Annotated in this window: 27 protein-coding genes; 15 read left to right on the top strand and 12 right to left on the bottom strand. The window is 56.2% G+C overall.

The window, feature by feature from the left end:
- Window positions 1-10 precede the first annotated feature (10 nt).
- From H6973_12920 to H6973_12910, 3 genes are all read right to left on the bottom strand, one after another.
- Window positions 11-190: a type II toxin-antitoxin system HicA family toxin gene (locus H6973_12920; protein MCP5126490.1), complete on the bottom strand. Its 180-nt coding sequence runs from the start codon at window positions 188-190 to the stop codon at window positions 11-13.
- On the bottom strand, window positions 180-377 hold the full coding sequence (locus H6973_12915) for a type II toxin-antitoxin system HicB family antitoxin (GenBank protein ID MCP5126489.1): 198 nt from the start codon (window positions 375-377) through the stop codon (window positions 180-182). Before H6973_12915 ends, H6973_12920 begins: the two co-directional genes overlap by 11 nt.
- Window positions 378-522: 145 nt before the next feature.
- Window positions 523-4,008 carry a DUF4214 domain-containing protein gene (locus H6973_12910; GenBank protein MCP5126488.1) on the bottom strand — a complete coding sequence of 1,162 codons (3,486 nt, stop codon included), beginning with the start codon at window positions 4,006-4,008 and terminating at the stop codon, window positions 523-525.
- A 686-nt stretch (window positions 4,009-4,694) separates the two neighbouring features.
- Here H6973_12910 and H6973_12905 point away from each other — a divergent pair.
- The 3 genes from H6973_12905 to phaR all read left to right on the top strand — a co-directional run bounded on the left by H6973_12905 (window position 4,695) and on the right by phaR (window position 7,636).
- Complete coding sequence (locus H6973_12905; protein ID MCP5126487.1) at window positions 4,695-5,717, top strand: esterase-like activity of phytase family protein; 1,023 nt, start codon at window positions 4,695-4,697, stop codon at window positions 5,715-5,717.
- A 537-nt stretch (window positions 5,718-6,254) separates the two neighbouring features.
- Window positions 6,255-6,998: an acetoacetyl-CoA reductase gene (phbB, locus tag H6973_12900; GenBank protein MCP5126486.1), complete on the top strand. Its 744-nt coding sequence runs from the start codon at window positions 6,255-6,257 to the stop codon at window positions 6,996-6,998.
- Window positions 6,999-7,060: 62 nt separating this feature from the next.
- Window positions 7,061-7,636, top strand: coding sequence for a polyhydroxyalkanoate synthesis repressor PhaR (phaR, locus tag H6973_12895; protein ID MCP5126485.1), 576 nt, complete (start codon window positions 7,061-7,063; stop codon window positions 7,634-7,636).
- A gap of 137 nt (window positions 7,637-7,773) precedes the next feature.
- On the opposite strand, the gene H6973_12890 is transcribed toward phaR, so the two are convergent.
- The 3 genes from H6973_12890 to H6973_12880 form a co-directional block, all read right to left on the bottom strand.
- Window positions 7,774-8,829 carry a class III poly(R)-hydroxyalkanoic acid synthase subunit PhaC gene (locus H6973_12890; protein MCP5126484.1) on the bottom strand — a complete coding sequence of 352 codons (1,056 nt, stop codon included), beginning with the start codon at window positions 8,827-8,829 and terminating at the stop codon, window positions 7,774-7,776.
- Complete coding sequence (locus tag H6973_12885; protein MCP5126483.1) at window positions 8,826-9,446, bottom strand: hypothetical protein; 621 nt, start codon at window positions 9,444-9,446, stop codon at window positions 8,826-8,828. Before H6973_12885 ends, H6973_12890 begins: the two co-directional genes overlap by 4 nt.
- Window positions 9,447-9,522: 76 nt before the next feature.
- Window positions 9,523-11,004: a M48 family metallopeptidase gene (locus tag H6973_12880; protein MCP5126482.1), complete on the bottom strand. Its 1,482-nt coding sequence runs from the start codon at window positions 11,002-11,004 to the stop codon at window positions 9,523-9,525.
- Window positions 11,005-11,132: 128 nt separating this feature from the next.
- On the opposite strand from H6973_12880, the gene H6973_12875 reads away from it, so the two are divergent.
- From H6973_12875 to H6973_12855, 5 genes are all read left to right on the top strand, one after another.
- Entirely contained in the window at window positions 11,133-11,369 is a 237-nt protein-coding gene (locus H6973_12875) for a sulfurtransferase TusA family protein (GenBank protein MCP5126481.1), read from the top strand.
- Between the two features lie 34 nt (window positions 11,370-11,403).
- A complete protein-coding gene (locus tag H6973_12870) occupies window positions 11,404-11,646 on the top strand; it encodes a GlsB/YeaQ/YmgE family stress response membrane protein (protein ID MCP5126480.1) in 243 nt (80 codons plus the stop codon).
- A gap of 15 nt (window positions 11,647-11,661) precedes the next feature.
- Window positions 11,662-13,260, top strand: a complete 1,599-nt coding sequence (locus H6973_12865; protein ID MCP5126479.1) for a cation:proton antiporter — start codon at window positions 11,662-11,664, stop codon at window positions 13,258-13,260.
- A gap of 59 nt (window positions 13,261-13,319) precedes the next feature.
- Window positions 13,320-13,715: a peptide-methionine (R)-S-oxide reductase MsrB gene (msrB, locus tag H6973_12860; GenBank protein ID MCP5126478.1), complete on the top strand. Its 396-nt coding sequence runs from the start codon at window positions 13,320-13,322 to the stop codon at window positions 13,713-13,715.
- Between the two features lie 90 nt (window positions 13,716-13,805).
- Window positions 13,806-15,116 (top strand): phenylacetate--CoA ligase, encoded by a 1,311-nt coding sequence (locus H6973_12855; GenBank protein MCP5126477.1) that lies wholly within the window; start codon window positions 13,806-13,808, stop codon window positions 15,114-15,116.
- Window positions 15,117-15,194: 78 nt separating this feature from the next.
- On the opposite strand, the gene H6973_12850 is transcribed toward H6973_12855, so the two are convergent.
- The 3 genes from H6973_12850 to H6973_12840 all read right to left on the bottom strand — a co-directional run bounded on the left by H6973_12850 (window position 15,195) and on the right by H6973_12840 (window position 19,531).
- Window positions 15,195-17,882: a calcium-translocating P-type ATPase, PMCA-type gene (locus tag H6973_12850; GenBank protein MCP5126476.1), complete on the bottom strand. Its 2,688-nt coding sequence runs from the start codon at window positions 17,880-17,882 to the stop codon at window positions 15,195-15,197.
- 232 nt (window positions 17,883-18,114) lie between these two features.
- Entirely contained in the window at window positions 18,115-18,474 is a 360-nt protein-coding gene (locus H6973_12845) for a GFA family protein (GenBank protein ID MCP5126475.1), read from the bottom strand.
- Window positions 18,475-18,664: 190 nt separating this feature from the next.
- Window positions 18,665-19,531, bottom strand: coding sequence for a YicC family protein (locus tag H6973_12840; GenBank protein MCP5126474.1), 867 nt, complete (start codon window positions 19,529-19,531; stop codon window positions 18,665-18,667).
- A 347-nt stretch (window positions 19,532-19,878) separates the two neighbouring features.
- Here H6973_12840 and rph point away from each other — a divergent pair, with 347 nt between their 5' ends.
- Window positions 19,879-20,601: a ribonuclease PH gene (gene rph / locus H6973_12835; protein ID MCP5126473.1), complete on the top strand. Its 723-nt coding sequence runs from the start codon at window positions 19,879-19,881 to the stop codon at window positions 20,599-20,601.
- A 22-nt stretch (window positions 20,602-20,623) separates the two neighbouring features.
- Window positions 20,624-21,265, top strand: a complete 642-nt coding sequence (gene rdgB / locus H6973_12830) for an RdgB/HAM1 family non-canonical purine NTP pyrophosphatase (protein MCP5126472.1) — start codon at window positions 20,624-20,626, stop codon at window positions 21,263-21,265.
- Here the strand turns inward: rdgB and H6973_12825 are convergent.
- Entirely contained in the window at window positions 21,234-21,770 is a 537-nt protein-coding gene (locus H6973_12825) for a hypothetical protein (GenBank protein MCP5126471.1), read from the bottom strand. The genes rdgB and H6973_12825 overlap by 32 nt on opposite strands.
- 110 nt (window positions 21,771-21,880) lie before the next feature.
- Between H6973_12825 and H6973_12820 the strand changes: the two genes are divergently transcribed.
- The 5 genes from H6973_12820 to H6973_12800 all read left to right on the top strand — a co-directional run bounded on the left by H6973_12820 (window position 21,881) and on the right by H6973_12800 (window position 26,267).
- On the top strand, window positions 21,881-23,053 hold the full coding sequence (locus H6973_12820; GenBank protein ID MCP5126470.1) for an oxygen-independent coproporphyrinogen III oxidase-like protein: 1,173 nt from the start codon (window positions 21,881-21,883) through the stop codon (window positions 23,051-23,053).
- 143 nt (window positions 23,054-23,196) lie between these two features.
- Window positions 23,197-23,646, top strand: coding sequence for a cache domain-containing protein (locus tag H6973_12815; GenBank protein MCP5126469.1), 450 nt, complete (start codon window positions 23,197-23,199; stop codon window positions 23,644-23,646).
- A gap of 176 nt (window positions 23,647-23,822) precedes the next feature.
- The gene (locus H6973_12810) at window positions 23,823-24,347 is read left to right on the top strand and encodes a gamma carbonic anhydrase family protein (GenBank protein MCP5126468.1); all 525 of its coding nucleotides are present in this window, start codon (window positions 23,823-23,825) and stop codon (window positions 24,345-24,347) included.
- Window positions 24,348-24,358: 11 nt separating this feature from the next.
- Complete coding sequence (locus tag H6973_12805; GenBank protein MCP5126467.1) at window positions 24,359-25,282, top strand: AAA family ATPase; 924 nt, start codon at window positions 24,359-24,361, stop codon at window positions 25,280-25,282.
- Window positions 25,283-25,292: 10 nt separating this feature from the next.
- Window positions 25,293-26,267 (top strand): DUF58 domain-containing protein, encoded by a 975-nt coding sequence (locus H6973_12800; GenBank protein MCP5126466.1) that lies wholly within the window; start codon window positions 25,293-25,295, stop codon window positions 26,265-26,267.
- Here the strand turns inward: H6973_12800 and H6973_12795 are convergent.
- Window positions 26,264-26,419, bottom strand: coding sequence for a PIN domain-containing protein (locus tag H6973_12795; protein MCP5126465.1), 156 nt, complete (start codon window positions 26,417-26,419; stop codon window positions 26,264-26,266). The two genes, H6973_12800 and H6973_12795, sit on opposite strands and share 4 nt — an antisense overlap.
- A 213-nt stretch (window positions 26,420-26,632) precedes the next feature.
- On the bottom strand, window positions 26,633-26,941 hold the full coding sequence (locus tag H6973_12790; GenBank protein ID MCP5126464.1) for a helix-turn-helix domain-containing protein: 309 nt from the start codon (window positions 26,939-26,941) through the stop codon (window positions 26,633-26,635).
- Window positions 26,942-26,952: the final 11 nt, after the last annotated feature.

Below are 26,952 nucleotides of genomic sequence, written 5' to 3'. Positions count from 1 at the left end.
ACCAACGCGGCTACAAGACGCCTAAGTGTTTCTTAATATGACTTGCCAAGTGTTCGTCAATATCGGCGTGTCTGGGTACGGATTGTTTTTGGCCGGTTGCTGGATTGAGGTAAATATCGTGGCGCCCGCCGTGCCGATGTAGAACACAACCCGCCGCTAATAACGCACGGATCAGCTCATTACGCTTCATAGGTTAATTCTTTAATTCCATGATCCTCCGGCACATCATCCAAAATCATAGCTCGATAGGCATCGAGAAGATTTTCTTCAAGCTCTTCGAGTGTTTCACCTTGCGTCATAATTTCCGGGTGTTCAAGTAGTTTACCCAACCAAAAGTGTTCGCTTTTCCAGTAGATGACGGTCAGTTTATGGTTCATCAGATTGATCTCGATTTAAAACTGTGGTCTATCCCCTATTTCCCAAAAAGACAACCCCCCCGCCCTATTCATCACAGGGCGGGGGGGTCTGTTTACAACCCTTCAATCAGGTCTTAGTCGATACAGCCTGACAAACGCTAAGACATTAGACAAATGTAAAGTCACCCAGAACCGGTATGGTCCCTCCGGTCAATCCAGTCAACTCAATGGCAAGATCGCCACTGTTAAAGCTACCGTCCTTGTTAGCATCCACATAAACCCACGTGTCAGCACCATCATCGACAATGACTACTGCGCGTTGATCTGCGCCTGCACCGAAGAAATTTGCTTCCTTGCCCGCTGCCAGCACACCCGTAGTCACATCAATGTCAGCCGCTGCACCAACCTTCAAGGCACTGGTCAAAGCGCCGGTGAACCCAAAAGCCTTCAGGTCAATCTTGTCCTCAGTCGTCGTGAAGTTAGCGATTTTATCAAAGTTGTTTTCACTGTTGGTCACGCCTACATTGGATTGACCCGCAGCGGTATAAATCAACTTTTCCACCTGACCAGCCGCCGTCAGGGTGATCGCGTCACCCCCAGCGCCGCCGGTGACGAGAATATCGCCAGTCACTGTAGCGCCCGTCAGGTCCAGCAGGTCGTTACCAGCCCCCAGCTTGAAGGCTACGCCGTTAAGCGCCGTGAAGACATCAGCACCCGTGGTCAATTCAACCTTTTGCGTAGCCGCAGAGGCGTCGAACAGCACCAAAGCCAATGTTTCCAAGTTGGTGATGGCGAGCTGACCAGAACCGGCATGAACCGCAACCGTAGTTGCAGCTGCGTCCGTCAGTTGTGCAATCGTGTGCTTAACATCGCCGCTGGTAGTCCCCTTGTCAGAGGTCAAGTTGACCGTCTCGATGTCGTTGATGACCAAGTTACCCGTGGTATCGAAGGCCGCCTTGTTCTTGATCAGAACATCGATCGTATCGTTCGGGCTACCAGCGCCCGCGCCATTAACATTGATAATCAAGTCACCCGTTACCTGCAATGCACCCGCAATCGAAGCGTCAATCTCAATGCTTGCGCCTTTAGCGAGGTTGTTAATAATTACCTCGTTACCGGCTGTCGCGTTCGTAGGAGCGCTTACCTGTACCTTGGTGATGCCAGTCAGCTTCGACAGGTTGTAGGTATTCGCGTTGGCATCAGCGCCACCCACGTCCAAGGTCTGGAAGTTGGTGACTTTCAAGCTATCCACCAATGACGTGCCGGTAGTAATGCCGATGGTATTAACGCCCGCACCGCCTGCTAACGTATCAGCGGTCGTTAGGCTGGCGCCCATTTTAAAGGTGTCATTGCCCGAGCCGCCAGTTGCCATCAAAGTGCCCGTAGCGCTCACATCCACCGATACGCCGCCGCTATTGCTGGTTGCGTCAACCGTGGTGACGGTCGCGGCAAGCGGAGCTACAATAGCAATAGAACCCGCACCGGAAAATTCCACGGTTTTGGTGGTGTTCAGAGCAGCACCGAAACTATCCCACAGGGTGGTAACCTTATTAACGCCAGTTCCAACGAATTTCAGCGTCTCAAACTCGTTAGCTAAACTTGTGTCGCCTACCGCCAAGACACCAAGCGTGGCGCCATCCAGGGCGATAGTAATCGCATCATTTGCGCCGGAAACCAGGCTGTCCTTAAACGCAACCGCATAATAACTTGCACCAGTAATTTCGCCCTTGACGCCGACAATTGCCTGTTCCTGAACATTGGTGACGAGCACGCCGCCCGCATCCGTAGAACGTTCGTTCCAGATCTCGGTTGTACCCGTTGCATTCACCATATTAACAACAGTGCCGCCCATGGCGAGACCCTGGATGAACACCTTTTCCACCGAGGTCAGGTTCGGTGTGACGCTGACAGCGGCACCACTACCCTCCGATGTGAACTTGAGAGTGTCAGTACCCTTGCCTGCATTAATGCTATCAGCGGAACCTAGCGTGTTGCTACCACCGGCGGAACCCGATCCACCGATAATCGTGTCATCGCCATCAGTGTTTGTGGTGCCCAGCGAACCGATCAGTCCCGGAATAACGTCAGTGCTGGTAGTGAGCGCAAAAATTTGGCCCTCTGTGCCACCGCCACCGCCCGGCGTGGAGAAGTTCAAGTCAGTGCCACTCAGACCGGCAAAGTCATTCCCGACCAGGTCTTCAACCACACCCGCGCCCATCGTGACCGTATAGCTGCCATTAGCCTTCAGATCGGCTGTCGGGTTGATGGTCATCTTCGCACCGCTGAAGGTCACCTGCGAGGTATCGGTGACACTGATCGTGCGGGTATCGGTTCCATCGGCGCTGTTGGCGATGATGATATTTCCCGTCCCCGCCTTCACTGTCTCGGAGAAGTTCATCACGATATTGACGCCCACCGCTACATCGGTGGCGCTATCCGCCGGTTCAGTACTCATCAAGATCGGCGCGGTCGTATCGCCCTGCGTGGCCTGGTTGGCCAGCGCCACCGCTGGATTGCCTGCCAGATCCTGCAATTGCTTGCCCGTATCCGCATTCGGCGTGTAGGACACCGTCACGGTACCCGTCGGAGCCGCCGCCAGCGCCAGCGTCACCGAGGAGCCGCTGATGGTCACTGAGTTGACGCTAACAGCCGTCGTCCCATTCTGCGTCACTGCAAAATCGGTGGGCAGCGGCAGTTTAGTGGCGTCCAGGTTCTCGTTGTAGGCCAGAATGATCGAAGTCGGCCCAACCAGCGCCGAACTCAGGGCCGGCGGCGTAACATCGGCTACGGTCAGGACCACATCGACCGCCGTCGAGGTATTGCCTGCCCGGTCGGTCGCGGTAACACCCAGGGTAAAGGTATCAGGATCGACCGTGGCGCTGTTGGACGCCGCGCCCGCTGCTGCGCCCGCCGCCGTCAGGCTGATGTTGCCGTCGGCGTCAATCTCGAAATAATGGTTGTCATCGCCGCTAACGATGGCGAAGCTCTCAATGCCGCTGCCGCCCACGTTATCCGCTGCATCTAAGGTAAGCAGGATCGCATCAGCGGTGGAACCCTCGGAGTAGGTCGCTGTTTGATCGGCGTCGATAGTCGGAGCCGTGGTGTCCAGCGGCAGGTCGATGATAGACGCATCCAGCGTCGGGTTGTCCGCCAGCCAGGTCGTCGCCTCTTCCGGCGTGATCACCGGATTCGGCATGCTGTTGTCATTTGCAATGAAGAGGATAAAGCTATCCAATGCCGCGCTTTGGTTGGGAATCGCGCCCTGGTTTTCCTCGGTATTAGCGAAATCAACCAGCACCGCGCCGCGGCTTTGGCCACTGTTCAGCTCATTCACCCAAAAATTGAATCCCGCCAGATCCGGGGCGCGGTTCAACATGTTGTCATACAAAGCGGTCACGAACTGTTCGTTGGTCAGTGCGGCTGGATACTTCGCCTGAAACTCGTCCGACGCCACGAAGAAGTCGCCGATCGCATCGAGATTACCCTGGAACTGCGCGAAATCTCCCTCCCCCGCGATGAATACATTGGTCCAGAAAATCAGACCGCCAAGGTCGCCATTATCCGTCGCCGTCGAATCCGGCACCGGCGTCCGCCCGAAAGCAGCAGCATAGAACCAGCTAATGGTTTTAGCGTCTTGAGTTTGAAAAGCCATATTAACTTACCTCACCGTTGTAGGAAAACAACAACCTAAAAATTTCGTGGTGAAACACACCCGCAAAGACTACCCCATGAATCAATACGGATTCAAGGAAATGAGACGATGACTCGTAAAAAAACACCAATAACCCACGCCATACCTCTAATTCTCGCAGATTCACCAAGGTCTAGTCGTCTCGGGTCGGGCGCATCGTGAAAAAAAGATACAAACTTGTTGTTATGTTGCTTGAAAACTACGATCACGTCAAGTTTACTGCAAAAGTTTGTTGCGTCAAGGTGGAATCCCCCCTTGCCCCCTTTTACAAAGGGGGAATTGCGTCGGCGTTCCTTTTTGCAAAGAGGGGAATTACGTTGACGTTCCCTTTTGCAAAGGGGGAAATACGCCAGTCGGCTTCTGACAAAGGGGCAATCCTGCGCGGTAACGGAAGATTGTGCCACACCATCCTGAACCTGCCCTGAATTGACGCTTACCATAAGGCATAATCATAGCATAAGAAATGGGAATCGCCGCTGGTTGTGTTGCCAAAAAGACGGCAATCTAACCTTGTATCTACGCTACTCTGAAGCCCCTTCGCGAAAGGGGAAATTCACGGATCGCCTTAGCTGTACGAAAACGCTTCTTAGCGCCTTAATGGTTCATCCGTTTCAACTTGCACCGTGGCGATCTTAACTGGAGTCCTCATGCCTCGTCGCTTATTACTGATTTGCATCTTGATGGTTGGACTAAACGCCAGCACCTGCGCGACCCAGGAGTTTAAGACAACCCCGATTACGTTGGCCGATCAGGTTAGCGTCGGGGAAGTTTACGCCGGGATTCGCCTGCTGGGTGCATTGCGGTTGGCCAATACCGAAATCAATGGACAACGGTTGTGCGGTCTATCGGGATTAGCCTGGGACGAGGACGCCAGCATTCTGTATGCTCTCTCCGACTTTGGCGCCCTGTTTCACTTGCGACCGGAATTCAGCGAGCAGGGCTATTTGACGGGAGTTCAGTTGATGGCGGCTTATCCTCTGCGGGACAGCCGTGACCAGCCATTGCGATTTCCCTACAACGATGCCGAAGGTCTAGCCATACGCAATGGCGAAAACGCCATTCAGAACGACACAGAATTGCTGGTCTCCTATGAAAGAAGGCCCAGAGTGGTTCGCTACACGCCAACCGGCCATCGGCAGGGTGACGAAAAATTACCCGCGCCGCTCAGGAATCGACGCCACTATCGCGATGAAAATCAGGCGTTGGAAGCCATCACGATTCACCCACGCTGGGGGCCGTTGGTCGGAACGGAAGTGTCACTACGCAACGAGCCGTCGGATCAGGTTCGCCTCTTTCAACTCGATGGTGGCCGCTCCTGGAGCTATCCTCTCGGTCCTGCGCCGGAAAGCGCGCTGGTCGACATGGCGGCTCTGCCGGATGGCAGTCTTCTGACCCTGGAACGGGCCTTTGTCGCGCCTTTACGTCCCCTGATTATCAGTCTGCGCCGGACCGAATTGCCCACGCCGGGAAAAGCAGCGCTACTGAATGTCGCCAATGTGGCGGTTTTCGATAGCAGTCAGGGCTGGTTGCTGGACAATTTCGAGGGTCTGACCCGTCACCGGGAGCAGCGATTTTTCATGATCAGCGATGATAACTGCAGCGCCTGGCAATCGACCTTTCTGGTTTATTTCGAGCTATTGCCCGTTCCCCAGGAAAAAGCGCCGCGCTGAACGTAAGCATTCACCTCCCCCTTTGAAAAACGTAAGCATTCACCTCCCCCTTTGAAAAACGTAAGCATTCATCTCCCCCCTTTGAAAAAGGGGGGTCGGGGGGGATTGCGCATGGTTGGCAGCGCCTCTGGTGATCGACAAGCCGCAACATAACCCCGGATTGCCCAATGCTGCACAGCGGAATTGGTTGACAAGGGGTATGGCAGGCTTCAATATGCTGCGCTTAAATTAACAGGGAGCTATTTCCGGTTTCCATTGATCGTCAGGTTTATAAAACCAATACGCCTTATGCATTTGTATCGAATGCTTGCGCCAGGCAAGGCGTGATTCGATCCTCGTCAACCGTGAAATAGGCTGGAAAAGCCAGCTAAAGTGAATGTCAACGGCGGCCAGTGCGCCAATTCGCGCATGACAGAATCCGCCGGGACGCCAGAAAGGGTCTCGTGGCCCTGAACATCGGCGACGGTCGGAACGCTGTTTTTTTGGCCGTCGAATGCAGTTGATCAATAAGCAAATAATCTGAGGAGGAGTATCTCAATGTCCCGAGTTGCAGTGGTTACTGGTGGTATCGGTGGTTTGGGCACGGCGATGTGCAAGGCGCTGGTTGAACAGGGCCGGAAGGCGGTAGCGGTTGATTACAGCGGTCTCTCCGCGGAAGTCGTGGACAAGTGGAAGGCCGACCGCAAGGCCGAAGGTCTGGATATCCCGGTCTATCTGGCTGACGTTACCGATTTCGATTCCTGCGCCGAAGCGTGCAAGAAGATCGAAGCGGAAGTCGGACCGATTGAAATCCTGGTCAACAACGCCGGCATCACCCGTGACGCCATGTTCCACAAGATGACCCCGGAACAGTGGCATGCCGTCATCAACACCAACCTGAACAGCATCTTCAACATGACCAAGCAGGTCTATGGGAAGATGGTGGAGCGGAACTGGGGCCGCATCGTCAATATTTCTTCGGTCAATGGCATCAAAGGCCAGGCCGGTCAGGCTAACTACTCCGCAACCAAAGCGGCGGTTTATGGCTTCACCAAGTCATTGGCCCAGGAATGCGCCAAGAAGGGCGTCACCGTCAACTCCATTTCTCCGGGCTACATCGGCACCGAAATGGTGCGGGCCATCCGCGAGGATGTGCTGGCGAAAATCGTCGGGACCATTCCTGTCGGTCGTTTGGGCGAACCGTCCGAAATCGCTCGCACGGTTGCCTTCATGACTGCCGAAGACGCCGGTTTCCTGACCGGCGAAGACGTTACCGTTAACGGCGGCCTCTACTTCCGCTAGATCATGAACCGGGCGGCGCCGCCTCTCCGGTGGCGCCGCGCCGCTTTTCTGCATGTCCCGCCATGAGTGAACCGCGTATTATCAAGAAATACCCGAACCGCCGACTCTATGACACGGCCGTCAGCAGCTATATTACCCTGGAAGATGTCAAGCAACTGGTGCTGGATCGCGCCAATTTTCATGTCATTGACGCCCGGACCAATACCGACATCACACGCGGAATTTTACTACAGATCATCAGCGAGCAAGAGGAACAGGGCAACCCGATTTTCACCACGGAAGTCTTGGCGCACATCATTCGGTTTTACGGCGACACGCTGCAAGGCATGATGGGCAATTATCTGGAGAAAAGCCTACAGGCGTTTGTGGATCAACAGCACCTGTTTCGAGAACAGATGCGCACGTTTATCGGCAAGAATCCGCTGGCGATGATGACCGAACTGGTGGAGCATAATCTGTCGCTCTGGAAGAGCGTCAATGAACAGCTCCAGAAACCCTATCCGCCGTCCGCCGTCGGCGAATTTTCACCGCTGGTTCGACCAAACCCCACGCCGTCAGGAAATCCAGTGAACCCGGCGTCATCCTCGGCAAAGCCCGAAAAAGAACGTAAGAGTAATAAGAAAGATAAAAGCGTCTGAATTCTATTCACTACAGCGGTACGCGGCGCGTACCCTACTCTTGAATGATCGGTATCAACGTCGTCGATGTAGTCGATGTAGGGTACGCACCGCGTACCTTGGAATGCAGGCTAAACAGGTTGCCAGACTATAGCACCTTAACGCGCCAGCAACCAGGCGGCAATCGCTGGCGGCACTTCCCGCTGGGCGCGGGCGCTGACATAGATGCCGATGTGACCGCCCCGGAAGGAGAACTCCGAATAGTCCCGGCTTCCGCAACAGTCCGCTAACGCCCTGGACGCCGACGGCGGCACAAGATGATCCTGGGTAGCGTAAACATTGAGCACCGGCATGACGACCTCATGCAGATCCACGCGCCGGTCGCCAATCACGACTTCGCCCTTGACCAGCTTATTCTGTTGAAAGAAATCTTTAGCGAACTGGCGAAAGGCTTCCCCAGCCTGATCCGGACTGTCGAAAATCCATTTTTCCATGCGCAGAAAGTTTTTCAGCGCCTGCGCATCGTCGAAAGCATCGGTCAAATCGACATACTTTTGCCCGGCTAGGCGAAAGGGACTCAATGACAGGAAAGCGAAATTGAGCATCTGGCCTGGCAGATTGCCGAGGGTATCGACCAGCAGATCCACATCAACGTACCGGATCAGTTGACTCAGTAAATTATCCGGAGTCTGGAAATCCACGGGCGTCACCATCGTGACCAGATTGCGAATTTTCGCCGGGTAAAGCGCAGCGAAGCAAAGACTCAGCGCGCCGCCCTGGCAGACGCCCAGCAGGTTAATGACGTCCGTTCCATGACGTTCGCGCAGAACCTCCACGCAGTGGTCGATATAGCGATGGATGTAGTCCGCCAAGGTCAGACTCCGATCACCGGCGTCGGGATAACCCCAATCGATCAGATAAACATCCAGTCCGGCGTCCAGCAATCCCCGAATCATCGAGCGATCTTCCTGCAAATCCATCATATAGGGCCGATTGACCAGCGCGTAGACGATCAGCAGCGGCACAGGATGTAGATTCTGCGCCCGGGGTTGATAGCGGTACAGGGTCAGCTTGTCTTCCTGGTAAATCACCTCGCGCGCCGAGACCCCGGATTCGATCTCGCCCAATCCGGCCAGTACCCGGGAACCTTGCGTCAACCGGGCGCTGAAGGCTTCGATTTCCGTAGCGATCTGTTCAGAGGTCAATCCGATCATGGCGCAGTCCCCCGGCGCTGGTAACAATGCAGCAGGCTGTTGATGAGACGGCCGTTGAGAACCGCATAGGTGGAGCTGCGCAGCATTCGACCGTAGGTTTCTTCATTGCAGTCCACCCACAGGTTATATAACTCGCGCAGGCTGGCAATTGTCTTTCCGGCAGCGGCGAATTCGTTGAGCTTCTCCTCCATCCGATCCAGCGCTTCACGGGCCGCGCCTTGCAGCAAATCCAGATATTCCATCTGGGTGCGTTGATAGGAGCGCCAGGATTCGGATTGCCGCAGCTCCTCGGGAATGGTTTCCGCCGCCATCCCCAGCGAAGCGACGGTTCCACTCCAGGTTTCGGCAATTAAAAGCCAAAACCGGGCCAGTTCGGGATTAATCTTCGGATCCTCGGCAGACTGGGCAATCGCGGCCTTGAGTTCAGTGAAATGCTGCTGTAACGCCGCACCCCAATCGGTTTGTTCATCCACCTGCGCATTCAGCCGGTCGGTAAATTGACGGATCTGCTCGCCAAAGGCCAGATAGGCGCGGGCCTGCCTGAGCGCCAGTTCAATATCGAATTGGCCCGTATCGGACGTAGAAGTCGGTTCGGTCTGCTCGGTTTGCTCAATCATGGCAACGGGGAATTCTGGATTGATTGGGGTAATCACTGGAGTATAGACGAGTCATTTCGCTATCGCCGGTTTTCGCTCAGGGTGTCGTTGATTTAGAGACTGGCAGGTCTTGAGCCAGGGCTTCCGCTTTGAACAGTTTCAGCCGGGCGCGCAACTGCGCCTCCTGATTCGGGGACAATCCTGGATTGCGTAAACCGGCCTCCAGTTGATCCACTGCCGCCAGCAATTCGCCATTCAGGTAGTAATATTCAGCCATAGTTGCGTAAGTCGCCGCCCGGTCCCCTGCTCGTTGCGCCGCCTGCGCATAGGTGGCGTACAGCTGCGGATCGTTGGGATGGCGGCGCAAATGCGGCTGTAGCAATTGCATGGCGCGTTGGGGATTGCCCTGGGTGGTCAACGCTGAGCCATAGTGCATTGCCAAAGTAAAGTCATCAGGATAAAGCCGACAGGTGTCTTCAAACAAGCGCCAGGCTCGCGCCCGGTCGCCTTTAGCCAGGGCGATTTCCGCAGCCTCGATGCGGAACGCCAACCGGTCTGGATTATTGCGCAGCAGGCGGGCGACCTGCTGCTGGGCGTCGTCGTAACGACCGGCCTGACGCAGCGCCAGGGCGTAGGCGTAGCGCTCGGCCATTTCATTAGTAAAATCACCTCGGGTCAGCCGGGTTTCCAATTCGCGGATCAGCGTATGGGTATCCTCGGTCACCAATACTTGGGTTCGGGCTTTGGCCAATGCATAGGCTTGGCGGTCACGCGGAGCGGCTTGGCGCACCGGCGGCAGAAGGATGCGGTCCTGCGTATCGGCGGCGCGGTTTTCCGGACGGGGATGGGTCAACAGCATTTCGGGAATCTGGTTGCGCGCTTCCCCACTGGATAAACGCTCCAGTTTGCCAAAAAAGTCAGTCATCCCTTTGGGATCAAAACCCGCCTTGGCCAGAAATTGCATGCCGATGCGGTCGGCTTCCTGTTCGTTGGCGCGCGTAAAACTGATTTGATGCTGGGCGCTGGCGGCCATGGAACCGACCATCGCCGCCTGGCCGACCTGACTGCTGCCGGATGCGGCCAGTGCTGCGCCCGCCAGCATAGCCGCCGCCATCGGCAAGCTCAGGCGCTGCATATCGGCCATAGCGCGGACAATGTGCCGCTGGGAGACATGGGCGATTTCATGGGCGATCACTCCGGCCAGTTCGTCTTCACGCTGGGTCGCCAGCAACAGGCCGGCATTGACGCCAATGAAGTTATGCGGCAATGCGAAGGCATTGATGCTGGAATCACGCACCATGAAAAAAGTGTAGGGCGCGCCATTCTGGTCGGCGTAGGTGACAATGCTTTGGCCGATCGAGTTCAGATACTGAGTCAGTTGCGCGTCATCCAGCACTGCGCCGCGATCACGCAATTTCCGCATGATTTCCAGGCCCAGTTTCTGTTCGTCATTGGCGCCGAAATAGACGCTGGATGGATCGCCGATATCCGGCAACAGAATCGACTGCGCCGTCGCGGGCGCGCTGGGCGTCAGGCTTAGAATCAGGCTCAGCATTAGAGGCGGCAAGCGATGCGACATAGCATTTCCACAAATCGGCAATGAGATTCCTGTCAGACTCGATAGCCGGCTCCAGGGTTCCAGGATTTGCACCTGGAGAATAGACATGCTTGAATGATAGTAAGACTTTTGGAGAATTTTCCGCCGCCATGACCGTCATTGATGCTGAACTCGATACATCGGGGCTGAACTGCCCGTTGCCGATTCTCAAAGCCAAGAAGGCGCTGGCGGGTTTGCAGGGCGGACAAACGTTGCGCATAACCGCTACCGATCCGGAGTCGGTTCGGGATTTTGCAACCTTCAGCCAACAGTCGGGCCATGAATTGCTGGAGGTGCAGGAGACGAACGGACAATTCTTTTTTCTACTGCGCAAGCGTATGGATTGATGAATCCAAATTACCTGGTTGAGGTGAGAACGCTATGGATCTGATCGGATTTCTGTTAATTGGCTTGGTGGCGGGCTGGATTGCCACGAATTTCATGCGCGGCAGCGGCATGGGACTGGGCGGTAATCTGGTGATTGGCGTGGTCGGCGCGTTTGTTGGCGGATTTCTATTCCGCCTGATCGGCTTCGCCGCTGTGGGTCTGATCGGCCATCTCATCACCGCAACCGTGGGGGCGATGGCTCTGTTGTACGTGGTGCGGGTTTTGAAGAAAGCTTAAAGGTTTATCACAGTCATGGATGCACTCTGGCTTGCACTCGCCTTCCTATTGGGGCTACTTTCCCGCCATCTGGGCCTACCGGCGCTGGTCGGTTATCTGGCTGCCGGATTCGCGCTGAACGCCTTTGGTCAGCAAGGCAGCGCATTGCTCGACCATATCGCCCATGCCGGCGTATTGCTATTGCTGTTCAGCGTCGGTTTAAAACTGCGCATCAAAAGTCTGGCCCGTCCCGAAGTTTGGGCCGGGGGGTTGCTGCATCTGATCATCAGCGGCGTTCTACTGGGGCTGGGGTTCTTGGCGGTGGTCACTCTGCCCGCTTGGCAAGCATTAGTGCTGGCGACGACGCTGGGGTTTTCCAGTACGGTGCTGGCTGCCAAGACGCTGGAAGAAAAGGTCGAACTGCGCGCTTTTCATGGCCGGCTGGCGATTGGCATTCTGATCATTCAGGATCTGGCGGCGCTGGCGTTGATGGCTTTTGCCGGAGCTGCGGCGCCGTCGCCTTGGGCATTGCTGGTGCTGGGACTGCCGTTGCTACGACCGCTGGTGACCAAAATTCTGGACTGGAGCGGCCACGATGAACTATTGGTGCTCTACGGTCTGGCGCTGGCGCTGGTCGTAGGTGGACTGGGTTTCGAGCATCTGGGACTGAGTTCGGAACTGGGCGCGCTCCTGCTTGGCGTATTGCTGGTTGGCCATCCCAAGGCTGCAGAATTGGCCCGAGCGGTCTGGTCGCTCAAGGAAGTGCTGCTGGTGGGTTTTTTCCTGCAAATCGGCCTGATGGGTTGGCCAAGTCTGGCCATGTTAGGCGGGGCCGGGTTGCTGGCGCTGCTGCTGCCGCTGAAGGCGGCGCTGTTCTTCTTCATCCTGCTGGCGTTCCGTTTGCGGGCGAGAACTGCCTTCCTGAGCGCGCTGGCTCTGACCAGCTACAGCGAATTTACCCTGATCGTAGTGAAATTCATGGTGGGCAATGGCCAACTGGAGCCGGAATGGCTAGTGCTGCTGGCTATTGCGGTAGCGCTATCCTTTGTGATCACTGCGCCGGTTAACCGCTTTGCTCATACCTTGTACGAGCGATTCGAGGATTGGTTGACGCGCTTTGAGCGTCCCGATCATCATCCTGACGAGCAACCGGTATCGCTGGGCAGCACCCAGATTCTGATCATTGGTATGGGTGACGCCGGCGCCGCCGCTTATGACTTCCTCAAGAAACGCCAAAATATTCCTGAAGAACACAAAATCCTGATGGTATCGGGCATCGACTCGGATTTCAGCAAAGTGGAGCGGCATCTTCACGAGGGCCGGCGAGTCGTGTATGCAGACGCCGAGGATCCGGGTTTCTGGCACCGGTTACGGCTGGAAGGCATCAAGGCGGTGATATTGGCGATGCCTGATTCGGAGGCTAAGCGTATTGCCAGTCGACAACTGCGGCGTCGCGGTTTTCCAGGATTGATTGGAGCGATCAGTCATTATCCCGAGGAAGAAAGCGAACTCAAGGCGGCGGGCGCTGATATGACCTTCCTGGCGTTTAATGAAGTTGGCGTGGGTCTGGCGGAGCATGTCTGGGAGGCGCTGCAAAAGCGCATGGATCAACACACCGAAGAGGCATCAATTTGACACTAATTCATGCCTCCACGGTCTATTGAGCGGACTCAACCGACCTTGAGGAACCTCACATGAGCAACAAGATCACCCACACGGATGCCGAATGGCGTGCGCAGTTGACCCCTGAGCAGTACAAAATCTGCCGTCAGAAAGGGACTGAACCGGCGTTCACCGGCACCTACCATGATTGCCACGATCCCGGCGTTTACCACTGCGTGTGCTGTGGCGCACCGCTGTTCGACGCCCAGGCTAAATTCAATTCCGGCACCGGCTGGCCCAGTTTCTGGGCGCCGGTCAATGCGGAAAAAGTAGCGACGGCTGAAGATCGAAGCTGGTTCATGCGCCGGACGGAGGTGTTGTGCGCGGATTGTGGGGCGCATCTCGGCCATGTCTTCGATGATGGCCCCGCCCCGACTGGTTTACGGTATTGCATTAATTCAGCAGCGTTGAAGCTGGACGAAAAGTAGCTACCATTTTCATTCAGTTCAAGGCGGCTGACCCAGCGGTTTCCGTTCCTATTGCCCGACTATTTTCCATTCAGGAACCGTAATTAATCAATGAACGCACCGGCCTGGAACCCGGCGATTGAATTCATGGAACGGGAGGCGCTGGAGCGCCTGCAACTCGCTTATTTGCGCAACACCATTGCCTGGGCGCTGAAAACTCCCTTTTACAAGCGACGGCTAACCGGGATTGGATTGAGCCATCCGGAAGACATCGCCAGCCTGCGTGATGTGCGTCGCCTGCCCTATACCACGAAAGACGACCTGCGCGACGCCTATCCCGAAGGTTTGCTGGCGGTTGACCGGGAGGAAGTAGTGCGCCTGCACACATCCAGTGGTACGACCGGTGCGCCCACGGTGATTTATCACACCCAGCATGACATTGATGGCTGGACCGAATTGGTTGCTCGTTGCATCGTTGCGACCGGAGCCACCCGCTGCGATGTGTTCCAGAACATGACGAATTATGGGTTGTTCACTGGCGGGCTGGGTCTGCATTACGGGGCGGAACGAGTAGGAATGCTGGTGATCCCGGCCAGTTCTGGCAACACCAGTCGCCAAATCCAGTTAATGCGCAACTTTCGCACGACCGTCGTTCACGCCACGCCTAGCTATCTGTTGCATCTCCAGGCGGCGCTGGCGGGCGAAGGAGTGACCGTCGCGGAGCTTGCGCTGCAAAAAGCGTTTATCGGCGCTGAACCGCACTCCGAGGAGACGCGACGCAAGATTGAAGGCTTGTTGGGCGTCAAGGCTTATAACTCTTATGGTTTGAGCGAGATGAACGGTCCTGGCGTAGCGTTCGAGTGCTTGCACCAGACCGGTCTGCATCTTTGGGAAGATGCTTACATTCTGGAAATTATCGATCCAGAAACCTTGCAACCGCTGGCTGAGGGGCAAACCGGCGAGATCGTGTTGACCCCCTTGCAACGGCAAGCGACGCCGTTATTGCGCTATCGCACCCGCGATCTTTCCCATTTAGTGAGCGGTCATTGTCCCTGCGGGCGAGTCCATCGCCGCCTGGCGCGTCTCCAGGGTCGTAGCGATGATCTGTTGATCATCAACGGCGTCAATGTCTTCCCGTCCCAGATTGAGAGCGCCTTGATGAAAATGCCGGGAGTGGGAACCAATTATTTGATCCAACTGGAAAAGCGAGGATCATTGGATCGATTGCTGATCAAAACCGAGGTCGATGCGACGCTGTCCGCCGGTCCGCCGCGCGCACTGGATGAACTGCGCGAACACATTGGTGAGGTGTTGCGCTCGGCGATTCTGGTGAAACCAGCGGTTGAGCTGCACCCACCGGGTAGTCTGCCAGTGTCGGAAGGCAAGGCGAAGCGGGTTCTGGATTTACGTCCGGCGTTCTGAACGCCAACGCATCCGAGAGTGACAAAAAATCTCTCCAACCCCTCTCACACTGGGGGAGAGGGGTTTTCATGCACGGTACTATGCCGCTTCCGACCGCACGGGGTTGCCAAACCACTGGTTACGCACGATCTTGCGCACCAGATCAACCGGGATAATCACGACGGTCATCAATAGCACGTAAATCCATTCCTGCGCCGACAACCCGACAGTGCGCAGGATTTCGCCGCCATAGGTGATAAAGATCACCTGGATGACCATGATCGCCGGAATGATGGTGGAGAACAGACGGTTATCCAACAGATGCTCCAGCAGGTTCAGACCCTGGGTGCGGGCGTTGAAGGTGTTGAACACCTGGATGAACACGAAGAAGGCGAAGAACGCGGTCAGGAATTTGGCCTGCGCCGCTTCGGAGCCGATTTCATGACCGCCGGAGAACAGCCCCTGGGTGAAACCACTGGTCAGGAACACAATGCTGAGCAGCGCGATAAATACGCCATTGATCAGGATCGATGACCACATATCGGCGTTAATCAACTGCTCGTCGCGGCGCATCGGTTTCTCCAGCATGTAGCGTTGCAAGGCCGCTTCTCCGGCGAAGGCCAGCCCGGCCAGAGTGTCCATGATGATGTTCAGCCACAGCAACTGGGTCATGGTCAGCGGCAGGTCAAAGCCGAAGAACTGTCCCAGGAACACGACCAGGATGGCGGAGACGTTGACCGTCAACTGGAAGACCAGAAATTTGCGAATGGATTTGAACAGGGTGCGTCCGTAGAGGACCGCCTTGGTCAGCGAGGAGAAGTTGTCGTCGAGAATGACGATGTCGCCGGATTCCTTGGTCATTTCCGTGCCGCTGCCCATAGCAAAGCCAACATCGGCGTTTTTCACCGCTGGCGCGTCGTTGACGCCATCGCCGGTCATGCCGGCCACCAGATCGAGTTCCTTGGCCAGTTTGACCAGGCGGCTCTTGTCGGTCGGGAAGGCGCGCGCGACTACATACAGATGCGGCAGCTTCTGCTTGACTTCCTCGTCAGACAGTTGCGCCAGCTCCGCCGAGGTCAGGATAATCGCTTGCGGATCATCTTCCAGCAGGCCCACGTCCTTCGCAATCGCTTGCGCGGTTTCCTTGGCGTCGCCGGTGATCATGATGACATGAATGCCGGCCTGCTTGGCGGTTTTCACCGAAGCGTAGGAAGTGTCGCGTAGTTCGTCGCGCATCCCGAACACGCCGACCAGGGTCAGGTTCGCCGGCAGGGCCTTGCTGTCGTCAATCGGCGTTTCGCTCACCGCCACCGCCAGCAGGCGCATGGCTCGCGCAGAGAGTTCGCTCATGGCCGTTTGCAACGCGTCCGGGTTGCTCAGGTCAACCGGGTGACCGTCGGCATCCAGGTAGTGGGTGCAGTTCTGCAAAATCACTTCCGGGGCGCCCTTGACCAAGGTGACCGCCCGGTCGCCAGTCACTTGGGTGGCGGAGAATTTGCGGCTGCTGCTGAAAGGAATGACATCGACGATGTCGACATTACCCGGCGCGGTCAGATAGGGAGTGACAAAACGCAGCAGCGCCTGCTCGGTGCGATCCGCGCCAACCATCTTGATGGCGTTCGGGTCGCTGGCGTCAATCACTGCGCTGGTGTTGTTGCGCAGAGCAAATCCGGCGGTGTCGCGCACAGCTTGAGGAATGTCGTCCAGTTTTTCATACCGGGTTCCTGCGCCAGTGAGAAAGGCGCTGACCGACAACCGCCCCTGGGTCAGGGTGCCGGTCTTGTCAGTGAACAGAATGTTCAGGCTGCCGGCGGTTTCGATGCCTAATAGCTTGCGCACCAACACCTTGACGCTGAGCAGCTTCTTCATATTGATCGCCAGCACCATAGCGATCATCATCGGCAGCCCTTCCGGCACCGCCACCACGATAACAATGATGGCCAGAATGGCCGCGGTCACGAAGTCCTTGACGATGATCCCGCCCGCTTGCGCCCAGTAGGCGTCCAGGCTTTCGGCTTGCAGGAACATGTTGTTGAACATGAAAGCCAGGAAAATGCAGGTCGCGCCAATGTAGCCAAAGGTCGAGATATGGCCGCCCAGCACGGTCAGCTTGTGTTGCAGCGGCGAGAGGCGGTCTTCGGCGGACAGCAACTCCTTCATGGTCTGGCCATAGCGGGTCTGGTCGCCCACCGCGCTGGCCTGCATCACGCATTCGCCATCCACCAGCAACCCGGCGCGGAACAAGCGATGTTCTTCCCCAGCCGTTGCGGGATCAGCATCTTCAGGCGTTGCTATCTTCTTCACCGGCTCCGATTCACCGGTAAGTGCGGCCTCATCGACCTCGGCATGGCCGGCGATCAGCAGACCGTCAGTCGGCACGGTATCGCCGGGCTGCAGCAGAATATAGTCGCCGACCACCAGATCATTGATGGAAATCTCAGTTAGGTGGCCGTTGCGGAACACCTTGACCAGAATCAGCGAGGCTTCCTCCAGCAGTTTCTGGAAGGACTGTTCGTTGCTGTGCTCAGACCAGGTGGCGACGAAGGTCGCAATCACGACAGCAAAAGCAATGCCAACGCTTTCGTACCATTCAGCATAGCCAAATACCGTCAGCGCGACCGTGATCAGCAACGCGACGATCAAAATGATAATGATGGGGTCTTTCAGATTGCCCAGTAGCTTATCCCAGAAAGTTTCCACTTCCTGGCTGGCCACGGCGTTCGAGCCATGTTGGGCGCGCGAAGCAGCAACTTCCTGATCGGTCAGTCCCGGATACGTGAATTTCATGACGAAGTCTCGAATAGGAAGGGTGGAAGAGTGTGAAGAGTAAGTCTAGCAAGGCTGCTTTAGAACCTGCATCCTGGCTTCAACTCCCCACGCGGTTGAAGACCAACCAGGGCTTCGATCCATCACAGCCTTCAGGGTTTCCAACGCCTGATCGAATTTTCGACTTTGGCCATTCGGGCTATGGAGGCGCGTTGATCAAGAATCGGCGCGCAATTGCGCAACGCTCAGGGAATTACAGCAGATGTTTTCCATCAAAGACCTCCGTTTCCAATGCAAAAGTGTCAACGCTGTCTACGCACCCCAGGTTGACGCGAAAATAGCCGGGCTTGCGCGAGGTTTCGTGAAATGTGTAAATACCGCAGTTTTTACAGAAATAATGCTTGGCGGTTTTCGCTCCAAACTGGTAAAGGCCCAGCATTCCTTCCTGGGCGTCAATTTTGAGCAGGTCTTGAGACATCGGCTCAGGGGACATAAGCGCCCCTTTTCTGGCGCAGATCGAACAATTACAGCGTACTCCTTTGGTAAGCGGTTCGCTTTCGAACGAGAAGCGCACAGCGCCACAGTGGCAACTGCCTTGATAATGCTTGGCCATACTTTACCTCCTGCGTATCTTTGGGTGGGGGCCGTCACTGTCGACTGAGAAACTAACGTTCCCGCCGAACAGATTATGATCTAAGGAAGTGATGCCGTTGAAGCTGAAAATTTCGCAAGTTCTCATTAAAAAATACGCTTAAACAACAGCTAATCCGAAGATGTGAGATACCATGAAACGCCATGAAACCCTATTCAATATTCTGAATCTGTTCCCGGATCTGTTCGATTAGCACTTTGAGTTCAATCGCCGACCGTGTGGTGTCCGCATCCGCTGATTTCGAGGAGAGCGTATTCGCCTCGCGGTTCAACTCCTGCATCAGAAAATCCAACCGCCGCCCCACCGGTTCCGAACGTTCCAAAACCGCCTCAATCTCGTCCAGATGAGTATCCAGTCGATCCAGTTCCTCATCCACATCCAGGCGTTGCGCAATCAACACCAGTTCCTGCTCCAGCCGACCAGGGTCAGCATCCGCCGGAATGTCCGCCAGTCTGCCCAACAGCTTGTCGCGCCAACGCGCCAGCACCTCTGGACGGCGCGCGCGCACCTGTTTAACGTGTTCGCGCATCGCGATGCAGCGTTGCCGAATCATTTCAGCAGTGCGCTGGCCTTCCCGTTCGCGGGTTGCAACCAACTCCGCCAGCGCGGCATCCAAACCGGCAAGCAGGGTCAACTTAATCTCATCCAGATTCGGCTCGGCCTCGCTGACCGCTCCGGGCCAACGCAATACATCCACCAACCGCAATCCAGTGCCCGGCCCCATCAGGTGTTCCAGCTCGCCAGCCACTTCCAACAAGCGCTCAACCAGAGGTTGATTCAACGTGATAGCGGTTAGCGCTGCACCGGTCGTTTGCAGTTTAAGCGTACCTTCCACCTTGCCGCGACTCAGCGCCGCCACGATGCGTTCGCGGACCAGAGACTCCAAACTGCGCAACGCTTCCGGCAGACGAATCGAGGTTTCCAGATACCGATGATTGACCGAGCGCAATTCCCAAATCATCGTTCCCCACACGCTGGATTGCTCCTGGCGCGCAAACGCTGTCATGCTGCGTAACATGGCTGATCCTCAATCTTTAGTGGTCGTTCGTCATTTAATGATTTGGTGCTTAAGCTTAGCTGAAACCATCGGTAGAAACGCTCAAAACAAGAGATTATAGTCTGGCAACCTGTTTAGCCTGCATTCCAAGGTACGCGGTGCGTACCCTACATCGATGACGTTGATACCGATCATTCAAGAGTAGGGTACGCACTGCGTACTGCTGCAGTGAATAGCCATGACCCGGAATGTAGGGATAACGGCGAGCAAGACAATAACTGATCAAACGACCTGATCCGACCTGACCGCCTGTTCTGTTATAGTCCATTCTTGAAATTTTAATCCCTACTGAAACAGGAAACCGCCTTATGCGTCCCAGCGCCCGCGCCGCCAATGAATTGCGCCCGATTCGCCTTACTCGCCAATTTACCCGACACGCCGAAGGTTCGGTGCTGGTGGAATTTGGCGACACCCGCTTGATCTGCAACGCCAGTATTGAAGAGCGGGTACCTCCGTTCCTAAAAGGCAAAGGACGGGGCTGGGTCACGGCTGAATATGGCATGTTGCCCCGCTCCACTCACACCCGGACACAGAGAGAAGCCAGTCGAGGCCGGCAAGATGGCCGCACCCTGGAAATTCAGCGCCTGGTCGGTCGCTCGTTGCGCGCAGTCATGGATTTGGAAGCGCTAGGCGAACGCACGATTACTATCGACTGCGATGTAATTCAGGCTGATGGCGGCACCCGCACTGCAGCAATTACCGGCGGTTTTGTAGCGCTGGCCGATGCGGTGCGCTATTTGATCGGACGGAAATGGGTCAAAAAAAATCCGCTACATGGCCAAGTTGCCTCGGTCTCGGTCGGTATTTATCAAGGCGAGCCAGTGCTGGATCTGGACTACGCCGAGGATTCCGAAGCCGAAACCGACATGAACGTAGTGATGAACGACGCCCAGGCTTTCATCGAAATCCAGGGCACCGCCGAGGGCCATGCCTTCCGCATGGAGGAGTTGCAGGCTATGTTGGAACTGGCGCGGGGCGGCATCGCAAAATTGCTGGTTAAGCAAAGAGAAGTATTGGGATTGCCCGCCTGATACACAACGAATGGAGAAACTCATGCATGAGATTGTCCTGGCGACCGGTAATGCCGGCAAGCTTCGAGAATTCCGCGCCGCTCTGACGGAAGTGGAGCTGGAAATCAGGCCACAATCGGAGTGGAATATTCCGGAAACCGAAGAGACTGGCTTGACTTTTGTCGAAAATGCGCTGATCAAGGCCCGAAATGCGACACAACACACAGGATTGCCGGCGCTGGCCGATGATTCCGGATTGGTGGTAGACGCCCTGGGCGGCGCGCCCGGCGTGTATTCAGCCCGTTATGCGGGCGCTGGCGCCAGTGATCGCGCGAACATTGAAAAGTTGCTAAACGAGTTGGGGGACGCACCCGCCGAACAACGCGGCGCGTATTTTCTATGCGTACTGGTTCTCCTGCGCCACGCTGCCGACCCGACGCCGCTGATTTGCCAAGCTCGCTGGGAAGGTTTCATCACCTTCGAACCCTATGGCGCTGGCGGCTTCGGCTACGATCCGGTATTCCTCGTCCCCAGCGAAGGGCAAACCGCCGCTGAACTGGATCTGGCGGTCAAGAACCGGCTGAGTCATCGCGGCCAAGCACTGGCGCAGCTGATTGAGATGCTCAAGCGACACCATGAATTCTGGAGGTTGGCTACAGCGGCGGCAACACAATCGACAGCATGATCGGTTCCAGTTGCTTCCACGTTTGCTCGGCCTGGCGTTTAGACAGGACTTTAGGCAACATTTCGTAAATGGCTTCCAATTCAACTCGTAATTCCTCGGCGGTAGTAGTCGCTTCAACCCGCTCGATCCGCCGTCCGGCGCTGGGGCCGATAGCGCCTAACAGGATAGAGCGCGTAAAGCTTTTAGCTTTGTCCAGATTAAACCGGGGTTCCGCCACCTCTCCTGTTAATGATAAATCCGGTAATACGCGGTCTGCAGAACCGGATGCCACAGCGGTTAGAGGAGTTGGCGAAGTGTGGAACGTGATGAAACCACCCGCTTCCAGTTCGGCAAACGCCAGAGTCATGTCGCCCAGTGAGGTCAGTCGTTCAATCATTTCACGAGCAGTCGATCGTCCGTTCACCATGATCAACAGCTTGCGCAGGTTGACCGGTAGTTTGTGAGTTCGATTCTGGATCTCTTCTTGTCCCTTGACTGTTTTGATGTACACCTGATCAAGTTCCATATCGCACCTGAAAGTGTGGGTTCAGTGGATGATAGGTCGCTGCGGCCAGGTGATGACGTTCGTAGGCACGAAGTCATTTTGATGGGCATCATCATCATTTTAGAAGGGTAATGGAAAAATCAATGCTGACTCTTCATTCGACGCCGCCATTAGCGCTCTATATCCATATCCCCTGGTGCATGCGCAAATGCCCGTACTGCGATTTCAACTCTCACGAATTGCGCGGGCCGTTGCGGGAACCGGTTTATGTTGACGCTTTGCTGGCCGATGTCGAGCAGGATTTGCCTCGGGTGTGGGGGCGGCGCATTGACAGTGTGTTTATTGGCGGTGGCACGCCCAGTTTATTTTCCGCCGAGTCCCTGGAGCGGTTGCTATCGGGTCTGCGCGCCCGGTTGCCATTGCGCCCGGATATGGAAATCACCCTGGAAGCGAATCCGGGTGCAGTTGAGCAGGGCCGGTTTGCTGAATTTCGCGAAATTGGCGTCAATCGCTTGTCCATCGGCGTGCAAAGCTTCAATGATGGACACTTACAGGCATTAGGACGCATCCACGACCGCCGCGCTGCATTCGCCGCCGCGGAGGCCGCTCATGCCGCCGAGATGGATAACTTCAATCTGGACCTGATGTTCGGCCTGCCGGGGCAAACGGTTGAGCAGGCTTTGGCTGATGTAGCTAACGCCATCGCTCTGCAACCAGCCCATCTTTCGTACTATCAGTTGACCATTGAGCCGAACACTCGCTTTCACCATGCGCCACCCGCCTTGCCGGTTGACGAAACCATCGACGCCATCCAGGAACAGGCGTGGATTCAACTGGAGCGCCAGGGTTATCAACGCTACGAAGTGTCCGCTTACGCCCGCGAAGACCGTCGCTGCCGGCACAACCTCAACTACTGGGAATTTGCCGACTATCTGGGGATTGGCGCCGGCGCGCACGGCAAATTGACCGATCCCGCCACCGGACGAATTCACCGGCTGTGGAAGCTCAAGCATCCTCGTGACTACCTGACTTTCGCTGGAACTCCGACAAGCATCGGCGGCGATGAACCCATCCAGAAGAGCGATCTACCGGTGGAATTTCTGATGAACGCCCTGCGTTTGGTGGAAGGCGTCTCCGCGACGCTGTTCAGCGAACGAACCGGTTTACCCTTAACTGTATTGGAACCGGCATGGCGTCAAGCCTGCGCCAAAGGGTTGATGGAGTCCGATCCCGACCGACTGCAACCGACTCCATTCGGGTTGCGGTTTCTGAATGATCTGCTGCAAGAGTTCATGCCAGGATAGCCGGTTAAATTTTAAGGGTACATTTTGTGCTCCTCACCTTGTTACTTGCCCATTCGCCGTCTACAGTTTGAAAGCGTCGCCATACCCGCATGGCGATGTAAAACCGAGAATTCAGAGCGATAATGCACAAAGGAGGTTGATTGATGAACAAGAAACTACTGATGGGCGTAGCCGCATTCTGTGCGATGGGATTGTCCGCCGGCGCCTGGGCGTCTGATTTCGGCACCCCTGACGAAGCCAAGGCGATGCTGGAGAAAGCGGTTGCCGCGGTGAAGGAAGACCAGGCTAAGGCTCTGGAGATGTTCACGAAGAAAGAAGACGGATTTGGGGAAAAGGACTTATACGTTTTCTGCGGCGGTCCCGATGGCAACTTCACCGCTCACCCGAAGTTGGTGGGAAAGAGCTTGAAAGATCTGAAGGATAAGGCGGGCAAGGCGCTCGGCGAGGAAATGTACAAGGATGCGCATGAAGGCGGGATGATCGAAGTGACTTACATGTGGCCGCGTCCGGGCGAAGAAAAACCTTCCGAGAAAGTAGCGTATGTTGAGAAAGTAGGCGATCAAATCTGCGCCGTGGGTTATTACAAGCCCTAAGGTCGCATTCAACGATTGTTAATGATCCTGCTTGCGCCGAACTCCATTTGGAGTTCGGCATTCCTATCTCGCCACATCCTCCCGCATTTCCCACTTCATAGCGCTGTTCATCCGCCAATCTCGTTTATACTGCCCCGGTTTTCTCAATCCCCCTCGCACCTTCCCAGGAGGATCCGGTGATTTATTCCCTTGGCGACCGCAGGGTCGAATTTCATGGCGAAGACTGGTTCATTGCCGACAACGCGACCGTAATTGGCTCGGTCGTCCTCAAGCACAACGCTAGTATCTGGTTCAACGTCGTGGCGCGCGGCGACAATGACGTAATGACCATTGGCGAGAATTCCAATGTCCAGGACGGTGCCATTCTCCACACCGACCCCGGCATTCTGTTGACCATCGGACGCGATGTTACCGTCGGCCACCTTGCCATGCTGCATGGCTGCATCATCGGCGACAACAGCTTGATCGGCATAAAAAGTCTGATCATGAACCGGGCCGTAATCGGCAAAAACTGCCTGATTGGCGCCAACAGCCTGATCCCGGAAGGCAAGGTGATTCCGGACGGCTCGCTGGTTATGGGTTCGCCGGGCAAGATTGTGCGCACCCTGACTGAGCAGGAAATCGAAGGCTTGCGCCTGACAGCCGGGCGCTACGTCGAGAATTTCAAACGCTTCAAGCGCGATTTACGCGAGCAGGATTAAAGCCGGTGGCGATGCTTGAAGACCAGTTGGAACTCGCGATCCAGGAAGTCGGCACGACGATTCTAGGCAAGGAAAGAGCCATCCGGCTGGCGCTGGCCTGCCTACTGGCGCGTGGTCACTTGCTCATCGAGGATTTACCCGGTATGGGTAAGACCACGCTGGCCCATGCCCTAGCGCGGTGTCTCGGCTTACACTACCAGCGCATCCAGTTCACCAGCGACCTGTTGCCGGCGGATATTCTCGGTGCAGCAGTGTATGAACGCCAGAAGGAGACCTTTGTTTTTCATCCCGGACCGATCTTTGCTCAGCTCATCTTGGCCGACGAAATTAACCGCGCCACGCCCAAGACGCAAAGTGCGTTGTTGGAAGCAATGGAAGAGGGACAGGTCACGATTGAAGGCGAAAGCCGCGAATTGCCGAAGCCGTTTTTCGTCATCGCCACCCAGAACCCGGCTTACCAGATTGGCACCTTTCCCTTGCCGGAATCGCAACTGGACCGGTTTCTCATGCGAATCGAACTGGGTTATCCCGATGTGCAAGCCGAGCGGATGTTGCTGGAAGGCGAAGACCGCCGCGAGGTGCTGGCCCGCTTGACAATCCGCATGACGCCGGCGCAATTGCATGAGGCGCAGGCGAAAGTCGCTGGCGTTCACGCCGCGCCGCCGCTGCTGGATTATGTGCAGGCGCTGCTGGCGTTCTCTCGCCAGTCCAATCGTTTCCGCGGCGGCCTGTCGCCACGGGCTGGATTGGGGCTATTGCGCGCGGCGCGGGCCTGGGCGTTGCTGCACCGGCGAGGGCATGTGTTGCCAGAGGATGTGCAAACCGTGTTGCCAGCCGTCGTCGGCCATCGCCTGCACCCTGGTGACGATAACCTGGAACAGTCATCTGCTGCATTGATTGAACAGTTACTAAACGTTGTAGCCCTGCCGGCCTGAGTCTGATTGCATGTTCGATGGTTTACGGCAACGCTTCGAAGCGTGGGTCACCCGTAGTCAGCGACCGACGCATGAACCGGTGCGATTGGAGCGTCGTCGCATTTACATTCTGCCGACCCGCTACGGTTATGGCTTCGCCGCGCTACTGTTCGTGTTGTTTCTTTGGTCCATCAACTACAGCAACAGCATGGGCTTCGCCTTTACCTTCCTGCTGGTTGCCGTAGCCCACAACAGCATGTGGCAGGCGCACGATGCGCTGCTGGGTTTGATCGTGCATCCCCCTGATGTGGAGCCTGTTTTCGTTGGCCAGGATGCGGTATTTCGTTTCCGGCTGGAAAATCCCGATTTGAAACCGCGTTACGGCGTTGGGCTGCAATGGCGCGATCAGCCCGCTCACTATGTAGATGCGCCAGCTTCCGGCGCGGCGGTGGCGACCGTGGCGATCCCGGCGACGCGGCGGGGTTGGCTACGGCCAGGGCGGATTCGGGTATTGACCCGGTTTCCACTCGGTCTGTTGCAAGCGTGGAGCTGGGTGGAATTTGAGGCGGCGGCTTTAATCTATCCACAACCTCGGGGACGCCGCGCCTTGCCGGTGGCGTTGCCCAGCCATTCCGGCGGCGGTTTGCACGAACAGGGGCCGGGCAGTGAAGACTATGCCGGTTTTCGGCCCTATACCCTAGGCGACTCGCCGCGCCGGATCGCCTGGAAGGCAGCAAGTCGCAGCGATCAACTCCTGGTCAAACGCTTCACCGATCAGGCCCGCCCGGAACTTTGGCTGGACTGGGCGCTGCTGGGCGATGAGCTGGTCGAGACGCGGTTGGCGCAGCTCTGCCAGTGGACGCTTAAAGCGGAAAGCGAGGGGCTTCGCTATGGTCTGCGCTTGCCCGGCGTGCAAATTCCGCCAGGACAGGGCGATGCGCATCACCGGCGCTGCCTGGAGGCGCTGGCGCTGTTTGGCAATGCGCGGCATACCCCTTCTCCTTAGGTTGAATACCCTGGCAACAATTTTGCCAACCGGTCCAAATCCTTGTCCAAAGTCAACAAAGTCAATCGGTGAACCTGGCCGGTCCCCAGAATGATTGCATCGGGCAGTTTGACGCGGTGAGCGCGACGGATTTGGATAGCCGCATCTTCAATAGCTGATCAAGAGGATAGCGCTGCAATTTGTCCAACAATGATTCCAGCACACTCACTTCCGCCTGGGTGAGGCTTGGATAACCGAGTAATTCAATTCGCGTCAGGGCGCTATAACCGGACTGGGTGGTTGTAGCTCCACTGGCCAGCACCCTATCGAAAACATCCGGCGAGTGCTGGTGCATCCCGATCAGAATATTAGTGTCCAGCAAAAACTTATCGCCATTCATTGCGCATCGCCTGCTGGATCGCTAATGGATCACCCTGGAAAGCAGGCAGTTCGGGTAATTGCCTCATCAATTCCGCCAGCGACTCGGCGGGACATGGGGGTGATTCGCGTGAGACCCTTCGACGAATGGGTTGCCGTTGTCGACTGGATAACCAGTCGACAACGGCCTGGGTCTCATAGCGCACCTTGCGCCCAACCAGAATATAAGCAGGCCCCAAACCTTCCCGCCGCCAGCGATACAGGCTGGTCGCGGATACGCGTAGCTGTTCCGCAGCTTCCTGGGTAGTCAGCAACATCTGATGATTCA

The organism is Gammaproteobacteria bacterium (genome assembly GCA_024235095.1).
GTDB lineage: Bacteria > Pseudomonadota > Gammaproteobacteria > Competibacterales > Competibacteraceae > UBA2383.
Note: the sequence above shows the minus strand (reverse complement) of the source record. Positions and strands in the feature narration are given on the sequence as shown.